This is a genomic window from Mycolicibacterium insubricum, assembly GCF_010731615.1.
Lineage (GTDB): Bacteria > Actinomycetota > Actinomycetes > Mycobacteriales > Mycobacteriaceae > Mycobacterium > Mycobacterium insubricum.
On record NZ_AP022618.1, the window covers coordinates 3,842,845 to 3,863,118 of the forward strand.

The 20,274-nt window shown below is 67.8% G+C and carries 20 protein-coding genes and 1 rRNA gene; 3 read left to right on the top strand and 18 right to left on the bottom strand.

The features are described 5' to 3' along the window. Nucleotides 1–78: 78 nt before the first annotated feature. Both G6N16_RS18085 and murA read right to left on the bottom strand, forming a co-directional pair. A 16S ribosomal RNA gene (locus G6N16_RS18085) occupies nt 79–1,596 on the bottom strand. A 337-nt stretch (nt 1,597–1,933) separates the two neighbouring features. Then, nucleotides 1,934–3,187, bottom strand: a complete 1,254-nt coding sequence (gene murA, locus G6N16_RS18090; RefSeq protein WP_083029086.1) for a UDP-N-acetylglucosamine 1-carboxyvinyltransferase — start codon at nt 3,185–3,187, stop codon at nt 1,934–1,936. Nucleotides 3,188–3,226: 39 nt separating this feature from the next. Between murA and G6N16_RS18095 the strand changes: the two genes are divergently transcribed. Beyond that, a complete protein-coding gene (locus tag G6N16_RS18095) occupies nt 3,227–3,805 on the top strand; it encodes a cob(I)yrinic acid a,c-diamide adenosyltransferase (RefSeq protein WP_083029087.1) in 579 nt (192 codons plus the stop codon). Between the two features lie 30 nt (nt 3,806–3,835). Here the strand turns inward: G6N16_RS18095 and G6N16_RS18100 are convergent, their stop codons facing one another. The 16 genes from G6N16_RS18100 to fadD1 form a co-directional block, all read right to left on the bottom strand. Next, nucleotides 3,836–4,276 (bottom strand): DUF2550 domain-containing protein, encoded by a 441-nt coding sequence (locus G6N16_RS18100; RefSeq protein ID WP_083029088.1) that lies wholly within the window; start codon nt 4,274–4,276, stop codon nt 3,836–3,838. 15 nt (nt 4,277–4,291) lie between these two features. Next, on the bottom strand, nt 4,292–4,660 hold the full coding sequence (locus G6N16_RS18105; RefSeq protein WP_234805703.1) for a F0F1 ATP synthase subunit epsilon: 369 nt from the start codon (nt 4,658–4,660) through the stop codon (nt 4,292–4,294). A gap of 32 nt (nt 4,661–4,692) precedes the next feature. Further along, a complete protein-coding gene (gene atpD, locus G6N16_RS18110; protein WP_083029089.1) occupies nt 4,693–6,123 on the bottom strand; it encodes a F0F1 ATP synthase subunit beta in 1,431 nt (476 codons plus the stop codon). 30 nt (nt 6,124–6,153) lie between these two features. After that, nucleotides 6,154–7,086 (bottom strand): F0F1 ATP synthase subunit gamma, encoded by a 933-nt coding sequence (locus G6N16_RS18115; protein ID WP_083029090.1) that lies wholly within the window; start codon nt 7,084–7,086, stop codon nt 6,154–6,156. Nucleotides 7,087–7,108: 22 nt separating this feature from the next. After that, the gene (gene atpA / locus G6N16_RS18120) at nt 7,109–8,755 is read right to left on the bottom strand and encodes a F0F1 ATP synthase subunit alpha (protein WP_083029091.1); all 1,647 of its coding nucleotides are present in this window, start codon (nt 8,753–8,755) and stop codon (nt 7,109–7,111) included. A 52-nt stretch (nt 8,756–8,807) separates the two neighbouring features. Next, nucleotides 8,808–10,172, bottom strand: a complete 1,365-nt coding sequence (locus tag G6N16_RS18125; RefSeq protein ID WP_083029199.1) for a F0F1 ATP synthase subunit B/delta — start codon at nt 10,170–10,172, stop codon at nt 8,808–8,810. Nucleotides 10,173–10,226: 54 nt separating this feature from the next. Continuing rightward, nucleotides 10,227–10,754, bottom strand: coding sequence for a F0F1 ATP synthase subunit B (locus tag G6N16_RS18130; protein ID WP_083029092.1), 528 nt, complete (start codon nt 10,752–10,754; stop codon nt 10,227–10,229). Nucleotides 10,755–10,763: 9 nt separating this feature from the next. Beyond that, entirely contained in the window at nt 10,764–11,018 is a 255-nt protein-coding gene (locus G6N16_RS18135; protein ID WP_083029093.1) for a F0F1 ATP synthase subunit C, read from the bottom strand. Between the two features lie 67 nt (nt 11,019–11,085). Further along, nucleotides 11,086–11,868 carry a F0F1 ATP synthase subunit A gene (gene atpB / locus G6N16_RS18140; protein ID WP_083029094.1) on the bottom strand — a complete coding sequence of 261 codons (783 nt, stop codon included), beginning with the start codon at nt 11,866–11,868 and terminating at the stop codon, nt 11,086–11,088. Nucleotides 11,869–11,890: 22 nt separating this feature from the next. After that, nucleotides 11,891–12,337 carry an ATP synthase subunit I gene (locus tag G6N16_RS18145; protein WP_083029095.1) on the bottom strand — a complete coding sequence of 149 codons (447 nt, stop codon included), beginning with the start codon at nt 12,335–12,337 and terminating at the stop codon, nt 11,891–11,893. A gap of 256 nt (nt 12,338–12,593) precedes the next feature. After that, entirely contained in the window at nt 12,594–13,835 is a 1,242-nt protein-coding gene (locus G6N16_RS18150; protein ID WP_083029096.1) for a glycosyltransferase family 4 protein, read from the bottom strand. A gap of 51 nt (nt 13,836–13,886) precedes the next feature. Further along, nucleotides 13,887–14,540 carry an L-threonylcarbamoyladenylate synthase gene (locus tag G6N16_RS18155; protein ID WP_083029097.1) on the bottom strand — a complete coding sequence of 218 codons (654 nt, stop codon included), beginning with the start codon at nt 14,538–14,540 and terminating at the stop codon, nt 13,887–13,889. Then, the gene (prmC, locus tag G6N16_RS18160) at nt 14,537–15,424 is read right to left on the bottom strand and encodes a peptide chain release factor N(5)-glutamine methyltransferase (protein ID WP_083029098.1); all 888 of its coding nucleotides are present in this window, start codon (nt 15,422–15,424) and stop codon (nt 14,537–14,539) included. Before prmC ends, G6N16_RS18155 begins: the two co-directional genes overlap by 4 nt. Next, complete coding sequence (gene prfA / locus G6N16_RS18165) at nt 15,424–16,500, bottom strand: peptide chain release factor 1 (protein WP_083029099.1); 1,077 nt, start codon at nt 16,498–16,500, stop codon at nt 15,424–15,426. The genes prmC and prfA overlap by 1 nt, the downstream gene beginning before the upstream one ends. 105 nt (nt 16,501–16,605) lie before the next feature. Beyond that, entirely contained in the window at nt 16,606–16,842 is a 237-nt protein-coding gene (gene rpmE / locus G6N16_RS18170; protein ID WP_083029100.1) for a 50S ribosomal protein L31, read from the bottom strand. A 137-nt stretch (nt 16,843–16,979) separates the two neighbouring features. Beyond that, complete coding sequence (gene fadD1 / locus G6N16_RS18175; RefSeq protein ID WP_083029101.1) at nt 16,980–18,533, bottom strand: fatty-acid--CoA ligase FadD1; 1,554 nt, start codon at nt 18,531–18,533, stop codon at nt 16,980–16,982. Between the two features lie 163 nt (nt 18,534–18,696). Between fadD1 and G6N16_RS18180 the strand changes: the two genes are divergently transcribed. Together G6N16_RS18180 and G6N16_RS18185 are read left to right on the top strand one after the other, a co-directional pair. Next, nucleotides 18,697–19,248, top strand: coding sequence for a TetR/AcrR family transcriptional regulator (locus G6N16_RS18180; RefSeq protein WP_083029102.1), 552 nt, complete (start codon nt 18,697–18,699; stop codon nt 19,246–19,248). Between the two features lie 56 nt (nt 19,249–19,304). Further along, the gene (locus tag G6N16_RS18185; RefSeq protein ID WP_083029103.1) at nt 19,305–20,273 is read left to right on the top strand and encodes a quinone oxidoreductase family protein; all 969 of its coding nucleotides are present in this window, start codon (nt 19,305–19,307) and stop codon (nt 20,271–20,273) included. The last annotated feature ends 1 nt before the right edge of the window (nt 20,274 follow it).

The following is a 20,274-nucleotide window of genomic DNA, read 5'->3' on the forward strand; positions in this document are numbered from 1 at the left end:
CCCTGGCACCTCTCCCAACCACCAGATCCCACACGATTGCGGGGGCGGGGGAACCTTTACGGTATCGGTGCTCCTTAGAAAGGAGGTGATCCAGCCGCACCTTCCGGTACGGCTACCTTGTTACGACTTCGTCCCAATCGCCGATCCCACCTTCGACAGCTCCCTCCCACAAGGGGTTAGGCCACCGGCTTCGGGTGTTACCGACTTTCATGACGTGACGGGCGGTGTGTACAAGGCCCGGGAACGTATTCACCGCAGCGTTGCTGATCTGCGATTACTAGCGACTCCGACTTCACGGGGTCGAGTTGCAGACCCCGATCCGAACTGAGACCGGCTTTCAAGGATTCGCTCCACCTTACGGCATCGCAGCCCTTTGTACCGGCCATTGTAGCATGTGTGAAGCCCTGGACATAAGGGGCATGATGACTTGACGTCATCCCCACCTTCCTCCGAGTTGACCCCGGCAGTCTCTCACGAGTCCCCACCATAACGTGCTGGCAACATGAGACAAGGGTTGCGCTCGTTGCGGGACTTAACCCAACATCTCACGACACGAGCTGACGACAGCCATGCACCACCTGCACACAGGCCACAAGGGAACCGACATCTCTGCCGGCGTCCTGTGCATGTCAAACCCAGGTAAGGTTCTTCGCGTTGCATCGAATTAATCCACATGCTCCGCCGCTTGTGCGGGCCCCCGTCAATTCCTTTGAGTTTTAGCCTTGCGGCCGTACTCCCCAGGCGGGGTACTTAATGCGTTAGCTACGGCACGGATCCCAAGGAAGGAAACCCACACCTAGTACCCACCGTTTACGGCGTGGACTACCAGGGTATCTAATCCTGTTCGCTCCCCACGCTTTCGCTCCTCAGCGTCAGTTACTGCCCAGAGACCCGCCTTCGCCACCGGTGTTCCTCCTGATATCTGCGCATTCCACCGCTACACCAGGAATTCCAGTCTCCCCTGCAGTACTCTAGTCTGCCCGTATCGCCCGCACGCCCACAGTTAAGCTGTGAGTTTTCACGAACAACGCGACAAACCACCTACGAGCTCTTTACGCCCAGTAATTCCGGACAACGCTCGCACCCTACGTATTACCGCGGCTGCTGGCACGTAGTTGGCCGGTGCTTCTTCTATAGGTACCGTCACTTACGCTTCGTCCCTACTGAAAGAGGTTTACAACCCGAAGGCCGTCATCCCCCACGCGGCGTCGCTGCATCAGGCTTGCGCCCATTGTGCAATATTCCCCACTGCTGCCTCCCGTAGGAGTCTGGGCCGTATCTCAGTCCCAGTGTGGCCGGTCACCCTCTCAGGTGGCTACCCGTCGTCGCCTTGGTAGGCCATCACCCCACCAACAAGCTGATAGGCCGCGGGCCCATCCCACACCGCAAAAGCTTTCCACCACAACCCATGCAGGCCGTAGTCCTATCCGGTATTAGACCCAGTTTCCCAGGCTTATCCCAAAGTGCAGGGCAGATCACCCACGTGTTACTCACCCGTTCGCCACTCGAGTACCCCGAAGGGCCTTTCCGTTCGACTTGCATGTGTTAAGCACGCCGCCAGCGTTCGTCCTGAGCCAGGATCAAACTCTCCAAACAAAAACCCCCACACAACAGTGCAGGCACGATTTTCAATCAGAAAAAATGATCACAAACAAAAGACACCAAAAACTGGCATCCAAAAAAACAACCACACCCTAAACGGGAAAAAGAATGCGGCCAAAAAACAACAAACAAAAACCACCAAACACACTATTGAGTTCTCAAACAACAGGCCGTGACAGTACCGAAGGCTTTTCGGCCTCCAGACTTTGACTTTCTGTCTTTGCTGCCCTCTCCGGGGCAACCCGACCAGCTTAAGCCGATCCGGTCTGGCAAGTCAAGCTGGCATCTGGGGGATCTTTTGTGATCGCGCCCACACGCTGCCGGACTCTGCCTATACTACCCGCTCGATCTCGGCTCCCAAACCCTTGAGGTTCTCCACGAACAGCGGATAGCCCCGATCGATGTGGTAGACGTCGTGCACCTCGGTCTGGCCGTCGGCCACCAGGCCGGCCAGAACCAGCCCGGCGCCGGCCCGGATGTCCGAGGACCAGACCGGCGCACTGGACAGCTGCGGGATACCGCGGACGACGGCGTGGTGGCCGTCGGTCCGGGCGTCGGCTCCCAGGCGGATCATCTCCTCGACGAACCGGAACCGCGCCTCGAAGACGTTCTCGGTGATCATCGAGGTGCCGTCGGCGATGGCGGCCAGCGCGATCGCCATCGGCTGAAGGTCCGTCGGGAAACCCGGATAGGGCAGCGTCGAGACATTCACCGCCCGGGGCCGCTCGTACTGGGTCACCCGGAAGCCGTCGTCGCTCTGGGTGACGGTGGCGCCGGCGTCGTGCAGCTTGTGCAGCACGAGTTGCAGATGGGAGGGATCGACCCCGGTGATGGTTACGTCACCGCGCGTCATCGCTGCCGCGATCCCCCAGGTGGCCGCGACGATGCGGTCGCCGATGCACCGGTGCCGGGTGGGATGCAGCTTGTCGACCCCGGTGATGGTCAGGGTGGAAGTGCCGGCGCCCTCGATCAGGGCGCCCATCCCCACCAGCATGTCGCACAGGTCCACCACGTCGGGCTCCCGGGCCACGTTGTGGATCACCGTCGTGCCCTCGGCGAGCACCGCCGCCATCAGGATGTTCTCGGTGGCCCCCACCGAGGGGAACTCCAGCTGGATCTCGGCGCCGTGCAGCGCGTCGGCGGTGGCGACCACGCAGCCGTGCTCGATCGAGCACTGTGCGCCCAGCTGGCGCAGTCCGGATTGATGCATGTCCAGCGGCCGGGAGCCGATCGCGTCGCCGCCGGGCAGCGCAACCCGGGCCCGTTTGCACCGGCCCACCAGCGGGCCGAGCACGCACACCGATGCCCGGAACTGGCGCACGGCGGCGAAGTCGGCGTCGTACTTGGGTTCGTCCGGGGTGGTGATCCGGACGACGTCTCGGTCCAGCTCGACAGTGGCACCCAGGCCACGCAGCACCTCGGCCATCAGCGGGACGTCGAGGATGTCCGGACAGTTGCTGATGGTGGTGGTGCCCTCGGCCAGCAGCGCGGCAGCCATCAGTTTCAGCACACTGTTCTTGGCGCCGCCCACCGCCACCTCACCGGCCAGCCGCGCACCGCCGGTCACCACGAACACCTCGCTCACCCGCGCCAGTGTAGTGAGCGCGGGCGGTACGGTTGGCCCATGGCCGTACATCTGACCCGCATCTACACCCGGACCGGTGACGACGGCAGCACGGGACTGTCCGACTTCTCCCGGGTTTCCAAGAACGACCCGCGGTTGATCGCCTACGCCGACTGCGACGAGGCCAACGCCGCCATCGGGGTCGCCGTCGCGCTCGGTTCTCCCGGCCCGGAGCTCACCGCGGTGCTCCGGCAGATCCAGAACGACCTGTTCGACGCCGGCGCCGATCTGTCCACCCCGGTGGTCGCCGACCCCGAGTACCCGCCGCTGCGGATCACCCAGGACTACATCGACCGGCTGGAAGGCTGGTGCGACGAGTTCAACGAGGATCTGCCGAAGCTCAACTCGTTCATCCTGCCCGGCGGTACCGCGCTGTCGGCGCTGCTGCACACCGCGCGCACGGTCACCCGGCGCGCCGAGCGGGCGGCCTGGGCGGCGATGGACGAGCACGGGGAATCGATGAGCCCGCTGCCGGCGAAGTACCTCAACCGGCTCTCGGATCTGCTGTTCATCCTGTCGCGGGTGGTCAACCCCGACGGCGACGTGCTGTGGCGGCCGGGCCAGACCGGGGCGGAGTAAACCGGCGGAGTCGGGTCCTCCGCCATCCCGTCAGTTCTCGGTGCGGCGGGCGCGCGGTGACGGGCGGGCCTCCAGCCAGGACAGGAACGCCGTCAGGACGCCGCGGTCCAGCGACAGTTCGTAGCTGCGGCCGGTCTCGCCGCCGTCGCGCAGCTGCACGACGACCAGCTCGTTGGTCATGATGTCGAATTCGTCGCCGCGCGGTGCGCGTCGGCCCAGCACCTCCAGGCCGCGCCGGCTCAGCCGTCGGTCCGGCCACCAGCGCAGGCTGGAGAGCCGGTAGAAGACCAGCTCGCCGCCGCGGTAGCGCATCACGCCGTGGCGCCAGCCCGCGCCGCCGACGGCCGGCAGGTCGCGCATGATCGCCATGGTTCCGCCTTGGCGCAGGTTCCACAGCCGGTATCCGAGCGCGGCGACCAATGCGGCCAAGACGCCGATGAGCACGACCATAACGATCATGGTCGTGCTCATCGGGACAACACCGTCTTAGCCCAGTTGGCCGATCGCGCGCAGTCGCGCGCGGCCGTGTGCGGCGATCACCGGATCTTCGGACTCGGCCTCGCTCTTCGCCTGCTCCGCGTCGACCTCGGTGTCGAAGGAGGCCGACTCGACCAGGATGATCACGCCCTCCTCGGTCACCGTCATGAAGCCGCCGTCGATGGCGATCCGCAGGTCCTCCTGTGCCTCGCGCTCGACGCGCACCACGGCGTCGTCGACCAGCTGAGCCACCAGTGGGATGTGCCGCGGCATGATGCCGATGTCGCCTGCGGTGGTACGGGTGAAGATAAACGTCGCCTTGCCCGACCACAGCTTGCGCTCGACGGCGACGATCTCGACGTCCATTTCGGCCGCCATCTAGTCACCTCCTCCTCGAGTCTGGGCGTTGCTCACAGCTTGGCGCCGAGGCTCTCGGCCTTCTTGGCCAGGTCGTCGAGCCCGCCGATCAGGAAGAACGCCTGCTCGGGCAGGTGATCGAAGTCGCCCTTGGCGAGCTTGTCGAACGCCTCGATGGTCTCCTTCAGCGGCACCGTCGAGCCCGGCTGGCCGGTGAACTGCTCGGCGGCCATCATGTTCTGGCTCAGGAAGCGCTCGATCCGGCGGGCCCGGTTGACCAGCTGCTTGTCCTCTTCGGACAGCTCGTCGATGCCGAGGATCGCGATGATGTCCTGCAGGTCCTTGTAGCGCTGCAGGATCCGGATGACTTCCTGGGCGACCCGGTAGTGCTCGTCGCCGACCACCGACGGGTCCAGGATCGTCGAGCTGGAGGCCAGCGGGTCCACCGCCGGGAAAATGCCCTTGGAGAACACCGTGCGGGAGAGCTCAGTGGTGGCGTCCAGATGCGCGAAGGTGGTCGCCGGGGCAGGGTCGGTGTAGTCGTCGGCAGGCACGTACACGGCCTGCATCGAGGTGATGGACCGGCCGCGGGTCGAGGTGATGCGCTCCTGCAGCTCACCCATCTCGTCGGCCAGCGTCGGCTGGTAACCCACCGCCGAAGGCATGCGGCCCAGCAGGGTCGACACCTCGGAACCGGCCTGGGTGAACCGGAAGATGTTGTCGATGAACAGCAGCACGTCCTGGTTCGCCTCGTCGCGGAACCACTCGGCCATGGTCAGGGCCGACAGGGCGACGCGCATACGGGTGCCGGGCGGCTCGTCCATCTGGCCGAACACCAACGCCGTGTCCTTGAGCACGTTGGCGTCGGCGAGCTCGACCCACAGGTCGTTGCCCTCACGGGTGCGCTCCCCCACGCCGGCGAACACCGAGGTACCACCGAAGTTGCGGGCGATGCGGTTGATCATCTCCTGGATGAGCACCGTCTTGCCCACACCGGCGCCGCCGAACAGGGCGATCTTGCCACCACGCACGTACGGGGTCAGCAGGTCGACGACCTTCAGGCCGGTCTCCAGCATCTCGGTGCGCGGCTCCAGCTGATCGAACGCCGGCGGCTTGCGGTGGATCGACCAGTGATCGAAGTTCTCGCCGTAGCCGGGCTCGTCGAGGCAATGGCCGAGCGCGTTGAACACGTGGCCCTTGACCTCGTGACCGACCGGCACGGTGATCGAGGTGCCGGTGTCGCGGACGTCGACGCCGCGGACCAGGCCGTCGGTGGGCTGCATGGAGATGGTGCGCACCATGCTGTCACCGAGGTGCTGGGCAACCTCGAGGGTCAGCGTCTTGGCCATCTCACCGTAGGTGATGTCGGCGTGCAGCGCGTTGAACAGGTTCGGCACCGAGCCCCGCGGGAACTCGACGTCGACCACGGGTCCGGTGACGCGGACGACGCGTCCGGTGTCCTTCTTGGTGGCGGTGGCAGTCATTCTTCTTCGCTCTCTGCTTCGTTACGGGGTTCAGTTGGCGTCGGCCAGGGCGTTGGCGCCGCCGACGATCTCGGAGATTTCCTGGGTGATCTGCGCCTGACGTTCGCGGTTGGCTTCCAGCGTCAACGCCTTGATCAGGTCGTCGGCGTTGTCGGTCGCGGACTTCATGGCACGCCGACGCGACGCGGACTCGGACGCGGCCGCCTCCAGCAGCGCGGCGTACACCCGAGTGGCGATGTAGCGCGGCAGCAGCTGCTCGAACAGCGTGGTGGCGTCCGGCTCGAAGGAGAACAGCGTGGTCGGGCCGGCCGACGCCGACTCGTCCTCACCGACGTACTCCACCACCATCGGCGCGATGCGCCGCGCCTCCGCCGACTGCGACAGCATCGAGCGGAATTCGGTGAAGACGATGTGCAGTTCGTCGACGCCGAGAATGCCGTCGGCACCCGGGCCGTCACCCTCGTCGTCCTCGCCCGCCAGGAACGTCGCCACCAGGGTGTCGGCGATCTCCTTGGCGTGCGCGTACGTCGGCCGCTCGGAGAAGCCAGTCCAGGACTTCTCCACCTTCCGGTTGCGGAAGCTGTAGAAGCCCAGGGCCTTCCGTCCGACGACGTAGATCTGCGGCTCCTTGCCCTGCTCGCGCAGCAGCGTGAACAGCTCCTCGGCGTGGCGCAGCACGTTGGCGTTGTAGCCACCGCACAGACCGCGGTCCGAGGACACCACCAGAACGGCGACCCGCTTGGGGTGTTCGCGCTCCACCAACAACGGGTGGTCCAGCGCGCTGTGGCTGGCCAGCTGGGTCAGCATGTGGGTGATCTCGACGGCATAGGGCCGGGACGCCTCGACCCGGGCCTGTGCCTTGACGATCCGCGAAGTGGCGATCAGCTCCTGTGCCTTGGTGATCTTCTTGATCGCCCCGGCCGAGCGGATACGTCCACGCAATTCGCGCAGTGTGGCTGCCATGTGGTTACCAGACCCTCCGGTCCTACTTCTTCGGCGCGGACTTTTGGACCTTCACCGTCTCGGTACCGACGGCCGCGGCGTCGAGCGCCTCGACCTCGGGATCGACCGGGACGACGGAGCTACCGTCGGTGGTCTGGAAGCCCTTCTTGAAGTCGTTGATCGTCGAGATCAGCTTGGCCTCCAGCTCCTCGGAGAGCTTCTTGGTGTCGCGGATCTCGGTGAGGATCTCTTTGTGCGAGGTCTTGACGTGCTCGAGGAATTCGGCCTCGAAGCGCTGCACGTCCTCGACCGGCACCGAGTCCAGGTAGCCCTGGGTACCGAGGAAGATCGCGACGACCTGGTCCTGAACGGGCATCGGCGAGTGCTGCGGCTGCTTGAGCAGCTCCACCAGGCGCGCACCGCGCTCCAGCTGGGCCTTGGAAGCGGCGTCCAGGTCGGACGCGAAGGCCGCGAAGGCCTCCAGCTCGCGGTACTGCGACAGATCCAGACGCAGCGATCCGGCGACCTCTTTCATGGCCTTGATCTGGGCGGCGCCACCGACGCGGGACACCGAAACACCGACGTTGATGGCCGGCCGGACACCCTGGTTGAACAGGTCGGTCTCCAGGAAGCACTGGCCGTCGGTGATCGAGATGACGTTGGTCGGGATGTAGGCCGAGATGTCGTTGGCCTTGGTCTCGATCAGCGGCAGACCGGTCATCGAACCGCCACCGAGCTCGTCGGACAGCTTTGCGCAACGCTCCAGCAGACGCGAGTGCAGGTAGAAGACGTCACCCGGGTAGGCCTCGCGGCCCGGCGGGCGGCGCAGCAGCAGCGAGATGGCGCGGTAGGCCTCGGCCTGCTTGGTCAGGTCGTCGAAGACGATCAGCACGTGCTTGCCGTTGTACATCCAGTGCTGGCCGATGGCCGAGCCGGTGTACGGGGCCAGCCACTTGAAGCCGGCGGGATCCGAGGCCGGGGCCGCGACGATGGTGGTGTAGTCCATCGCGCCACCTTCTTCCAGCGCCCGACGGACGCTGGCGATGGTGGTGCCCTTCTGGCCGACGGCGACGTACACGCAGCGCACCTGCTGCTGCGGGTCGCCGGTCTCCCAGGCGTCGCGCTGGTTGAGGATGGTGTCGACGCAGACCGCGGTCTTACCGGTCTTGCGGTCGCCGATGATCAGCTGACGCTGGCCGCGGCCGATCGGGGTCTGGCTGTCGATCGCCTTGATGCCGGTCTGCAGCGGCTCGGACACACTCTGGCGCTGAACCACCGACGGGGCCTGGAGCTCCAGGGCACGACGGGTCTCGGCGACGATGTCACCCTTGCCGTCGATCGGCTCACCGAGCGGGTTGACCACGCGGCCCAGGAAGGCGTCGCCGACGGGCACCGAGAGCACCTCGCCGGTCCGCTTGACCTCCTGGCCCTCCTCGATCTTGTCGAAGTCGCCGAGGATGACGGCGCCGATCGCGTGCTCGTCGAGGTTGAGCGCGACACCGAGCACGCCGCCGGTGAATTCCAGCAGTTCCTGGGTCATCGCCGAGGGCAGGCCCTCGACGTGGGCGATACCGTCGCCGGCATCGATGACGGTACCGACCTCCTCGCGACCGGAGGCCGGGGTGAACGAGGATACGTAGTCCCCGATCGCGCCCTCGATGTCAGCAGCCGAGATAGTCAACTCTGCCATGGCTTTTCGTCTTCCTGCCTTTGTGTTTCTTGGATTGGGGGTCAGTTGCCGGTCAGTCGGGGAGGCCGAGTCGGGCCGCCGCCAACCGGGAGGCGATGGCACCGTCGATGACCTCGTCGGCGACCGTGATGTGCAGACCACCGAGGACCTCGGGGGCGACATCGGACTTCAGCGCGATGGGATGCCCGTAGATGCGGGCCAGGATGGTGCCGAGCCGGGTGCTCTGCGCATCCGTCAGCGGCGCCGCCGATTTCACCTCCGCCACCAGCTCGCCACGGCGGGTCACCGCGACCTCGGCCAGCGCATTGACCTCTAGGTCGATGCGCCCACCGTGCAGCAGGTCGACGATCTGCTCCAGCAGTTCCCTGGTGACCTCGTGCACCGATCCGCCGCGGGTCAGCAGATCGTTGAGCAATGCGATGCGGCCGTCCAGCGCGCGGCCGTGGTCACTGAGCAGCTGGCTCAGCTCGGGGGAACCGTCGAGGATCCGGCCGAACCGGAACAGTTCGTTCTCCACCCGCTCACCGGCTTCCAGCCGCTCGGCGCGAACCAGTAGCGCCAGCTGGGCCAGGTAGGCGAACGCCGGGGCCAGATCCTTGTCCGACGACCAGCGATGGGCCGCCGCGGTCTGCAGCAACTCCAGCGGCTTGGGGCCGAGCTGCGAGCCGAACAACCGGCTCACCAGCGCGGTCTTGGCCGCCGCGTCGTCGGCCGGCGAGACCAGCACCTTGGTCAGGGTGGCCTCGGCGCGCAGCAGCTTGGCGATCGCGGCGAGCTCGTCGGCCAGGCCGCGCAACTCATCGGTGCCGACGGTGTTGCTCACCGCCTCGAACTTGGCCGTCACCGCGGCCAGGGCGGCGCGGCTGGTGGCACGCAGCTCCAGCGGGTCAGCCGCACCGAGTGTGGCCGGTGCCGGGGCCATGGCGTCGAGTTCGTCGAGGTAGCGGTCGACGGTGCCGGCCAGGGCCGCGGGATCGGCGACGTAGGCCCGCACGATCTCCTCGGCGCGGGCCACCGCGTCGGCACCCAGCTGCGAGCGCAGCGCGCGGATCTGCTGAGCCCGCAGGCTCTCGATCTGCGAGACGCCCTGAGCCTTGATCCGGTCGGCGTCGGCGACGGCCTGCTCACCGAGCTGCTCGGCGATGCGGACCGAATCCGCCTGTGCGCCTTCGACCATCCGGGCGCCCTCGACCTTGGCGTCGGCGACGGCCTTGGCCGAGGTCGCATCGGAGTTGGCCAGCTTGGCCGCAGCGGCCTCGCTTTCGGCCAGCGCCACCCGGATGGCTTCCTGTTGCTTGGCCACCATGCCGCGCAGCAGCGGCAGCGCATATTTGATGAACAGCCAGGCGATCAGCGCGAAGCCGACGAGCTGGCCGACGAACGTCGACCACGTCTCCGCCAAGATGCCGTAATGCATCCCCGCCCAGAGAACGGCGCCGATGCCGACCAGCAGGCCGATTACCTTGAGCATTTACCGATTACCTCCAGCCGACGCACCCTCGATGCCGAGGATGCGGTTGGCCAACGTGGTCGAGAGGGGATCCACCGAGGCGTTGAGCTCGGTGGCGGCGGCCTCGGCGTTCGCCGACAGCTCGGCGCCGGCACCGGCCAGCGTCGCGGCGACCTCGTCGGCAGCGGCGGCCTTCGAGGCGTCGACGGCCTGGCGGCCGGCGGTGCGTGCCTCGTCACGGATGGCGGAGGCTTCGGTGCGCGCCTCGGCCAGCGTTGCCTCGTACTCGGCCTCGGCGGCTGCCATCTGCTCGACGGCCTTCTTGCTGTCCGCGGCGGTCTTGGCCAGCATTGCCTCGCGCTCGGCGAGCACCTTGCTGACCGGCGGCACCACCCACTTGGCGATGACCGCAAGCACGATCAGGAAGATCGCCAGCACGACGAAGAAGGTGCCGTTGGGGACCAGGAAGTTGCTCTGTCCGCCACCTTCCTCGCTGTCCGCGAGGATGTTGATGCCGTCCGCGAGGACGACGGTGCCAAGTTCACCCATGACGCTGATTTACGAGGCGCCCGGGGTGGCGAACACGAACAGCGCCATGAAGGCCAGGTTGATGAAGTACGCGGCTTCCACCAGACCGACGGTGATGAAGAACGGGGTGAACAGGCGGCCCTGCGCCTCCGGCTGCCGAGCGATACCGGAGATCAGCGCGTTACCGGCGATACCGTCACCGATACCGGCACCGATGGCGCCGCCGGCCATGATGAGGCCGCCGCCGATGAGGGCGCCCTGGATGATGGCGGGATCTGCTGCCATTGTTTTCTTCCTCCTTGATAGCTGACAGTGCTGTCAGGTCTGTTGTGATGCGGTTGGTCTGGACGAGCTAGAAGGCGTGCGCCTCGGTTTCCTCGTGGTCGTGGTCGAGCTCCATCGCCTGCCCGAAGTACAGAATGGTCAGCAGGGCGAAGATGAACGCCTGGATCAGGCCGACGAACAAGTCGAAGGACTTCCAGATCGAGTTGGGCAGCCAGAGGATCCACGCCGGGAACAGCGCGATCAGCGTCACCATGATGCCGCCGGCAAACATGTTGCCGAAAAGACGCAGCGACAGCGAGACCGGCTTGGCGATCTCCTCGACGATGTTGATCGGCGCCAGAACCGCGACGTGGCCCTTGATCACCTTGACCGGGTGGCCGATCAGGCCGCGGCGCCAGAAGCCGGCCGCGTGGTAGCAGATGAACACGAACAGCGCGAGCGCCAGCACGAAGTTGATATCGGACGCCGGCGGCTTGAGCAGCTCCTCGGCATGCCCATTCGCATCCGTGTACTGCACCGGCAGCACCGACAGCCAGTTGGCGACGAGGATGTAGATGAACAGCGTGACCGCCAGCGGGAGCACGAACGGCGCGATCTTCATCCCGATGGCGCTCTCGATCTGATCGCGCATCTGGATGGTCAGCGTCTCCCACAGCAGCTGGACCTTGCCCGGCACCCCGGTGGAGGTCACCTGCGAGCGGAGCACGAACGCCAGCGCGATAACGATCACCGCAGCCACGGCCGAGGCGATCACGGTGTCGCCGTTGATGGCGTACCACTCACCCTTGAACCAGACCGGGCTGTGGTGGCCGACCTGGATCTTGGCCTCGGCGAGAATGCTCTCTGTCATCAGCGGATTAATCCTTCTGTCTTCATCCGTCGTTGGCGGCGGTGGCGGCGTCCTCGGCCGCACCCGCGCGAAGTTTCTTCAGTACCGGCAGGGACGTGGTGGCGACCAGCAGCGCCTCGAAGAGCGCGATGCCGAACAGCGTGCCGAGCCCGTCCGGCCGCCATTGGTAGGCGATGGCCAGGCCGACGACGCTCATCACCAGCAGCCGGACCGCCGAGTTCACCGCCATTTGGGACTTCAGCGGGTGGTCCTTGGCGGTGATGTTGGTGACCGCGCGGCGGATCAGCAGCGCATTGCTCAACCCCATCGCCAGCCCGACGGCGAAGAACAGCCCGAACATCGGGTGCTCGAGATAGGCGGAGAGACCGGCTGCGAGCCCGGCGAGCACCAGGCAGATGATGCCCAGCCGAACGGGACGAAACGCCACGGCCGGAAGCACGAAGGGCGCTTCCTGCGCTGGGGTCGTCACTGCTCACCTCATCGTTCGGGGTGCCGTCAAAATCTGCTGGGCCCGATGAGCGTATCGGAGGCCGACGGGCACGTGGGAACCACCCAGGGTTTTCCCATGATCGGTCGAACTCCGGCTCGGATCCGCGTGTTCCCGGCCGTCTCACGGGCCGTCGACACGCAGGTCATTCGGGGGTTCGCGAAAACCGTACCACATGGTAGAGGCCGGAAAATCTGCCCTACTACCCTTCGTCGTACATCACCTGTCCCGTGCGGCTCTACAGCCCCCGGGAGCGCCAATCGTAGGGCTCGGCACCCGCCTCGGAGTCGGCCTCCCGCGCCCCGCCGACGTTGCCGCGCAGCAGCGGAATGAGCGTGACGATGACGGCCACCACGATGGCCGCCAGCATCACCGAACCGGTGTAGCGCGGCGCGACGAAGATGGTGCTCGCCGCACCGAACGCGACGATGCCGACCCACAGGTAGATCAGCAGCACGACGCGGCGATGCGAGTGGCCGATCTGCAGCAGCCGGTGGTGCAGGTGCATCTTGTCGGGGCTGAACGGGCTGCGCCCGGCCCGAGTGCGCCGCACGATCGCCAGCAGCATGTCCAGCGCCGGCACGAACATCACCGCGACCACCAGCAGGAACGGCGACAGCAGGGCGAAGACGTCGCGGGCGCCGTAGGCGCTCTGCGAGATCGGGCCGGCGGCCGTCGTCGACGCGGCGGCCAGCATCAGTCCGATCAGCATCGACCCGGAGTCGCCCATGAAGATCTTCGCGCGGTGGAAGTTGTGCGGCAGGAAGCCCAGGCAAGCGCCGGCCAGCACCACCGAGATCACCGCCGGCGGGTAGAACAGCACGTCGCCGCCGTGGTCGCGCAGCAGTCCGACCGAGAAGGCGCAGATGGCCAGCGCGGTGATCAGGCCCAGCCCGGCGGCCAGGCCGTCCAGGCCGTCGACGAAGTTCATCGCGTTGACGATCGACACCGTCAGCGCCAGGGTCAGCAGGATCGAGGCCGTCTGGTCCAGCACCAGGGTGCCCACTCCCCCGATCGGGATGTAGAGCACGCTCCAGGCCACGCCCATGGTGACCAGCACGCTGGCCGCGGTGATCTGGCCGGCGAACTTGGTGAGCGCGTCCAGGCCCCAGCGGTCGTCGATCAAACCGACGACCAGGATCACCCCGCCGGCCACCAACACCGCCGGCATGCCGGTGGAATAGACGAAACCGCGGGTCAGGGCGGGCAGCTGGGATGCCAGGAAAACCCCGGCGACCACGCCGAGGTACATGGCCAGCCCGCCCATCCGGGGCACCGGGGTGACGTGCACATCGCGTTCTCGGGGTACGGCGACCGCACCGATGCGGCAGGCCAGCACCCGCACCGGGCCGGTGGCGAAGTAGGTGATGACGGCCGCGGCCAGACCGACCAGCGCCAGCTCCCGCAGCGGCACGCCGGCGCCGCGCTCCCCCAGCGCGAGCAGAACCTGAGCTCCACGGGTGTCACCTGCGCTGAACATCGGGTAAACCGTACTGCACCGCACTGGGACGAACCTGGACGGCGGCGAACCTCAGCGGGTGAGGGTTTCGGCGTCGACGCCGAGGACCTCGGCGATGGCGGCGGCGCTGATCGGCCCGGCCCGCAGGATTCTCGGCGCCGGGCCGGACAGGTCGACGATCGAGGACGCGGCCCGCCGCGGCGAAGGTCCCCCGTTCAGGTACACCGCCACGGACTCGCCGAGCTGGCGTTGCGCCTCATCGACCTGCACGGCCGGCGTCTGCCCGGAGATGTTGGCCGAGGACACCGCCATCGGGCCGACCTCGCGCAGCAGCTCGATGGCCACCGGGTGCAGCGGCATCCGCAGCATCACGGTGCCGTCGGAGTCGCCGAGGTCCCACATCAGCGACGGCACCTGGCGCACCACCAGGCTCAGCGCACCGGGCCAGAACGCGGCGATCAGCTCGCGGGCGGCGTCGGGCACCGGGAACACCAGACCGTCGATGGTCTGCCAGGACCCGACCAGCACCGGCACCGGCATATCGCGGCCGCGGCCCTTGGCGGCCAGCAGCGCGGCGACGGCCTGCGCGTCGAACGCGTTGGCCCCGATGCCGTAGACGGTGTCGGTGGGCAGCACCACCAGGTCGCCGTCACCGGCGGCGCGGGCGGCTGCGGCGATGCCCTCGCGCCGCTGCTGCGGATCTGCACAGTCGTATAGCCGGCTCACGGGTGCCTCATCTTCTCGGCGGATCGGCGGATGGCGGTGACGAACCGGGGCCGCCCGGTCAGGTCCGCCCTGGCCAGAATGTCATCGAACGCCTCGGTGCGGGCCAGCGCCTCGCGGGTCTGCGCCGACGTGGTGTCGTCGTGTTCGATCCCGACGGCCCCGCCCGGGCGCAGCCAGCGGGCGGCCGCCGCCGCGACGGCCGGGATCACCGACATGCCGTCGGGTCCGCCGAACAGGGCGTGGTGCGGATCGTGGTCGACGACCTCGGGGTCGAGCTCCGCGCCGTCGGGAATGTAGGGCGGGTTGCACACCACCAGGTCGACGCGGCCGTCGAGCTCGGCCAGCAGACCGGGATCGGTGAGGTCGCCCTCCACGACCCGGATCGCGGTGCCCGCGGTGTTGCGTTGGGTGTAGCCCAGCGCCTCGGGGCTGTCGTCGATGGCGATGATCTGCGCGCCCGGATGGTCGTGGGCCAGGGCCAGCGCCAGCGCGCCGCTGCCCGTGCAGGCGTCGACGATCAGCGGCGCGTCACCGGTGAGTTGGCGGGAGGCCCAGTCCAGCAGCGCCTCGGTCTCCGGGCGCGGGGTGAACACCCCGGGGCCGACGGCGACGGTGACCGGCCCGAAGGCGGCGGTGCCGGTGAGGTGCTGCAGCGGGATCCGTCGGGCCCGGGCGGTGACCAGGTCGTGCAGCCGCGCGGCGACGTCGTCGTCGATCGGGTCGCCGGTCAGTGCCAGCACCGCCAGCCGGCCGCGGTCGGTTCCGGCGGCGTGCGCGGCGAGCAGTTCGGCGTCGGCGCGGGCGGAATCCACTCCGGCACGGGCCAGCACCGCCTCAGCGTCGGCGATGAGGTCACGCAGGCGTGGACCGGGCCTGGGGGTCATCAGTCCTGCTGCTGCAACCGAGCTTGCCTGTCGGCGGCGGCCAGCGCGTCCAGCAGGTCGTCGAGGTCGCCGTCGAGCACCTGATCGAGGTTGTGCGCCTTGAAGTTGATCCGGTGGTCGGCGATCCGGTTCTCCGGGAAGTTGTAGGTCCGGATGCGTTCGCTGCGGTCCACGGTGCGGATCTGGCTGGCCCGGTCGGCCGACGCGTCGGCCGAGGCCTGCTCCTCGGCCAGCGCCTGCAGCCGCGCGGCCAGCACCGCCGTGGCGCGGGCCTTGTTCTGCAGCTGCGAGCGCTCGTTCTGGCAGGTGACGACGATGCCGGTGGGCAGGTGCGTGATGCGGACCGCGGAGTCGGTGGTGTTGACGCCCTGGCCGCCCTTGCCGGAGGACCGGTAGACGTCGATGCGCAGATCGGATTCGTCGATCTGCACCTGCTCGACCTCTTCGGGCTCCGGGTAGACCAGGACGCCGGCGGCCGAGGTGTGCACCCGGCCCTGGGATTCGGTGACCGGCACCCGCTGCACGCGATGCACGCCGCCTTCGAACTTCAGCCGCGACCACACGCCGTCGGCCGAATCGCCCTTGCTGCGGATCGACAGCGTGGCGTCCTTGTAGCCGCCCAGGTCGGAGGTCGTCTCGCCGAGCACGGTGACCGTCCAGCCGTGCCGTTCGGCGTAGCGGGTGTACATCCGGGCCAGGTCGGCGGCGAACAGCGCCGATTCCTCGCCGCCCTCGCCGGATTTGACCTCCAGCACGATGTCGTCGACGTCGTGCGGGTCACGCGGGGCGAGCATGTCGGTCAGCGCGGTGTCCAACTCGGCGACGGTAGCCTCCAGATCCGGGATCTCGGCGGCGAACGACGCGTCGTCGGCGGCCAGTTCCCGGGCGGCGTCCAGATCATCGCGGGCGGCGGTCAGCTTGCGGTGAGTGGCAACGATCGGCGCCAGCTGGGCGAATCGGCGGCCGACCTTGCGGGCGGTCGCGGCGTCGGCGTGCAGCGCCGGGTCCGACAGCCGCAGTTCCAGGTCGGCGTGTTCGGTCAGCAGGGCTTCGATCGCGGGTGCGGTCTGCGTCATGACGTCCTCCTGCCTGCCGATGGTGATGTGGTCTGTCGTGCGCCGGACATGAAACCGGCGCCCGTCCGGTCGTTGAAACGACGGTTACGGGCGCCGGTGTCATGGCTAGCTCTGCGCGTCGGCCTTCGCGCCGGCGGTGCGCTTGCCGTAGCGCTTCTCGAAGCGGGCGACGCGGCCGCCGCTGTCGAGGATCTTCTGCTTACCGGTGTAGAAGGGGTGGCACTGCGAGCAGACCTCGACCACGATGTGGCCGCTGTCCTTGGTGCTGCGCGTGGTGAAAGAGTTCCCGCAACCGCAGACCACGGTGGTCTCTTTGTAGTCGGGGTGAATGCCGCTTTTCATGGTGTCCTCTGCAATCGTCGGCCGCCGGGTCGCCCACCCAATCCTGGGGTTATGGACGTGAACCGGAACCTTGAGGTGGTCGACGGTCGATTATGCCAGGTCATCCGCCATCGGCCTAAACAGCGGTTGAGGCGGGGCTATTCCGGCACGTAAGCCCGGCCGTGGCGGTGCCACAGGGCGCGGCCGTCGGCGGCGGAGCCGCGGGCGATCAGCTCGCGCTTGAGGATCTTGTTGGTGGCGGTGCTCGGCAGGTCGGGCGCCAACCAGACATGGCGCGGCCAAGCCTTCGGGGACAGATCGGGCTGAGCGGCCAGGAACTCGGCGAGCTCCTCCGGGGTGAGTTCGGCGCCGTCGCGCAGCACGATCGCGGCCATCACCGCGTCGCCGACCAACTCGTCGGGCACCGGGTAGACCGCCACCCGGCTGATCGCAGGGGCGCGCAGCAGGATGCGCTCGATGGGCGCGGCGGTGAGATTCTCTCCGTCGACGCGCATCCAGTCCGACGTGCGCCCGGCCAGGTAGATCCAGCCGTCGGCGTCGCGGTAGGCCAGGTCCCCGGACCAGTACATGCCGTGGCGCAGTCGCTCGTCGGTGGCATCCGGATCGTTGTGGTAGCCGCGGAACATCCCACTGCCGCCGGTGTTGACCAGTTCTCCGGTGGCGGCCTCGGCGTTGACCAGGGCTCCGGTGTCGTCGAAGCGGGCGACTTCGCACTCGGTGAGGGTCACCGGGTCGTAGATCGCGACGCCGGGGAAACCCTGGCCGACGCTGCCCGGCGGGGTGTCCTCGGAGCGGGTGATGATGATGGCCAGCTCGGTGGAGCCGAAGCCGTCCCACACGCTGCAGTCGAAGCGGCGGCTGAACTCCTCGATGTCGCGGTCGGCCGCCTCGTTGCCGAACGCCACCCGCAGCGGGTTGTCCCGATCGTCGGGTGATTCGGGGGTGGCCAGGATGTAGGCCAGCGGTTTGCCGACGTAGTTCATGTAGGTGGCGCCGTAGCGGCGGATGTCGGGCAGGAACGCCGACGCGGAGAACGCGGCCGGTGCCATGGCGGCGCCGGCGGCCAGAGCCACTCCCCACCCGGCATAGACGGCGTTGGAGTGGAACAGCGGCATGGCCAGGTAACAGGTGTCCTCGTCGGTCAGCCCGTAGCGGGCCACCAGCGCGCCGGCGGAAAACAGCACGATGGCGTGCGGGACCCGGACCGCCTTGGGTGCGCCGCTGGTGCCCGAGGTGAAGATCATCATGAAGGTGTCGTCGGGACCGACCTCACGCTGCGGTGTCAGTTCCCGCTGCGGCCACGCCGCGGTGCCGACGTCGATGACTGCGACGCCCGGCAGTTCCAGGCCGTCGAGCAGTTCCCGGTGGGCCTCGTCGACCAGCAGGATCTGGCATTCCACCTTGGCGATATCGCCGGCCAACGCCGCACCGCGGCGGGTGTCGTTGATACCGCACAGCACGTAGCCGCCGAGCGCCGCGGCAGCCAGCGCGGTCAGCATGTCGGGGGTGTTGCCGAGCAGGGTGCCGACGTGCAGGGTCCGGCCCGATTCGGCGAGTGAGATCAGGGCCGCGGCCTGCGCCGACGCCTCCGCGACGTGCTCGCGCCAGGTCTGCCTGCGGTCACCGTACTTGACGGCGACGCCGTCGTGCCCGGCGCGTTCGCGGAGCAACTGCTGAAGCGTCTCGGCCATCTGAGCTCCCGGGATTGTGAACAGATTTACAGAAGTGTCTACCAGCCAGGTGCGGCGCCCGGTAGCGTCGGGATCCTGGCAGAATCCTCGATCACCCTGCACACCCGCAAGGAGGAGGCCGGTGGAAACCGCCACACCGTCGAAAACGGTACGTGAGCGCCTGATGGACGCTGCCGAAACGTGTCTTCGGGACAAGGGCATCCGGGCGACGACGGTTTCCGAGGTGGCCGAGCTGGCCGGGGTTTCCCGCGGCTGGCTCTACCGGCACTATCCGGACAAGGTGGCCCTGCTGGGCGCCGCGCTGGTCCGGCTCAACGACGCCTACTGGGGCGAAGCGCACGCCACCCTGGAGGCCGTCGACGGGCTCATGGAACAGATCGCCGCGGGTGTGCAGCTGGGCCGCTCGGCCTACGACTCCCCGGGGGCGCTCCTGATGCGACTGCGCCAGGAGGAGCCCGAGGAGTTCGCCGCCTGCGCCGGCGCGGGTGTCTCCGGCCTGGTGCCCGATCTGGCGGCCTTCTGGCGCCCGTATCTGGTGGCCGCGGCCGACCGCGGCGAGATCGACGCGGAGAACCTCGACGAGTCGTGCGAATGGGTGGCCCGGGTGGTGCTGAGTGTCACGACCATCCCGTCGGACCTGCTCGATCCCGACGACGGCGCGGCGCTGGTCGGCCAGTTGCGGCGCTATCTCCTGCCCGCGCTGCGCCGAGGCTGATTCCCAGACTGCCGAACTAACCTGGGCGGTCCACCCCGACATTCCCAGGAGCCGTGATGAAAGCCGCCGTCGTCGACACCTTCGGCACCCCGCGTTATACCGACTTCCCTGACCCGATACCCACCGGCCGCACCGAGGTGGCGACCGTGGTGGCCGCGGCGATCAAGAACCTCGACCGGGGATTGGTCGCGGGCACCCACTACGGCAGCGCCGGGTTGGCCCTGCCGTTCGTAGCCGGGATCGACGGGATCGCCCGGCTCGACGACGGGCGCCTGGTGTACGCCAACGCCACCCAGCCGTACGGCCTGATGGCCGAGCGCACCCTGGTCGACCCCGAGCTGGCCGCCGACGTACCGGCGGACATCGATCCGGCGCTGGCCGCGGCCGTCCCCAATGCCGGATTGTCGGCCTGGTTCTCGTTGGAGTACGCCGCGAGTGTCCGGCCCGGTCAGACCGTCGTGGTGCTGGGTGCGACCGGGGTCACCGGATCGGTGGCCGTCCAACTGGCCAAGGCACGATTCGGCGCGGGCCGGGTGGTGGCCGTCGGGCGCAATCGGGAACGGCTGGATCGGCTGCGCACCGCGGGTGCCGATCAGAGCATAGTTCTGGACGGCGACGCCGGTGAACACCTCGTCGAGCTGCACCGGGAATACCCGATCGACGTCGTTCTGGACTACCTGTGGGGAGCGCCGGCCGAGCAGCTGCTCGCCGTTCTGGGCAACGCCGGCCTGACCGCGTCGTACCACCGCACCCGCTTTGTCCAGATCGGATCGATGGCCGGGCCCACCATCACCCTGCCCGCAGGCATTCTGCGCAGCGCGGGCGTGGAGCTGATCGGCACCGGTTTGGGCAGCGTGCCGCAGGAGGGCCTGGCCCGGGTCAGGACCGAGCTGCTCCCGGAGTTGTTCACCCTCGCCGCCGACGGGCGGTTGCACATCGACACGCAGGCCCACCCTCTGCGTGAGGTCGCCGAGGTGTGGGCCGACGGCGAGCCGTCCGGGACACGCACCGTGTTGGTCCCCTGAC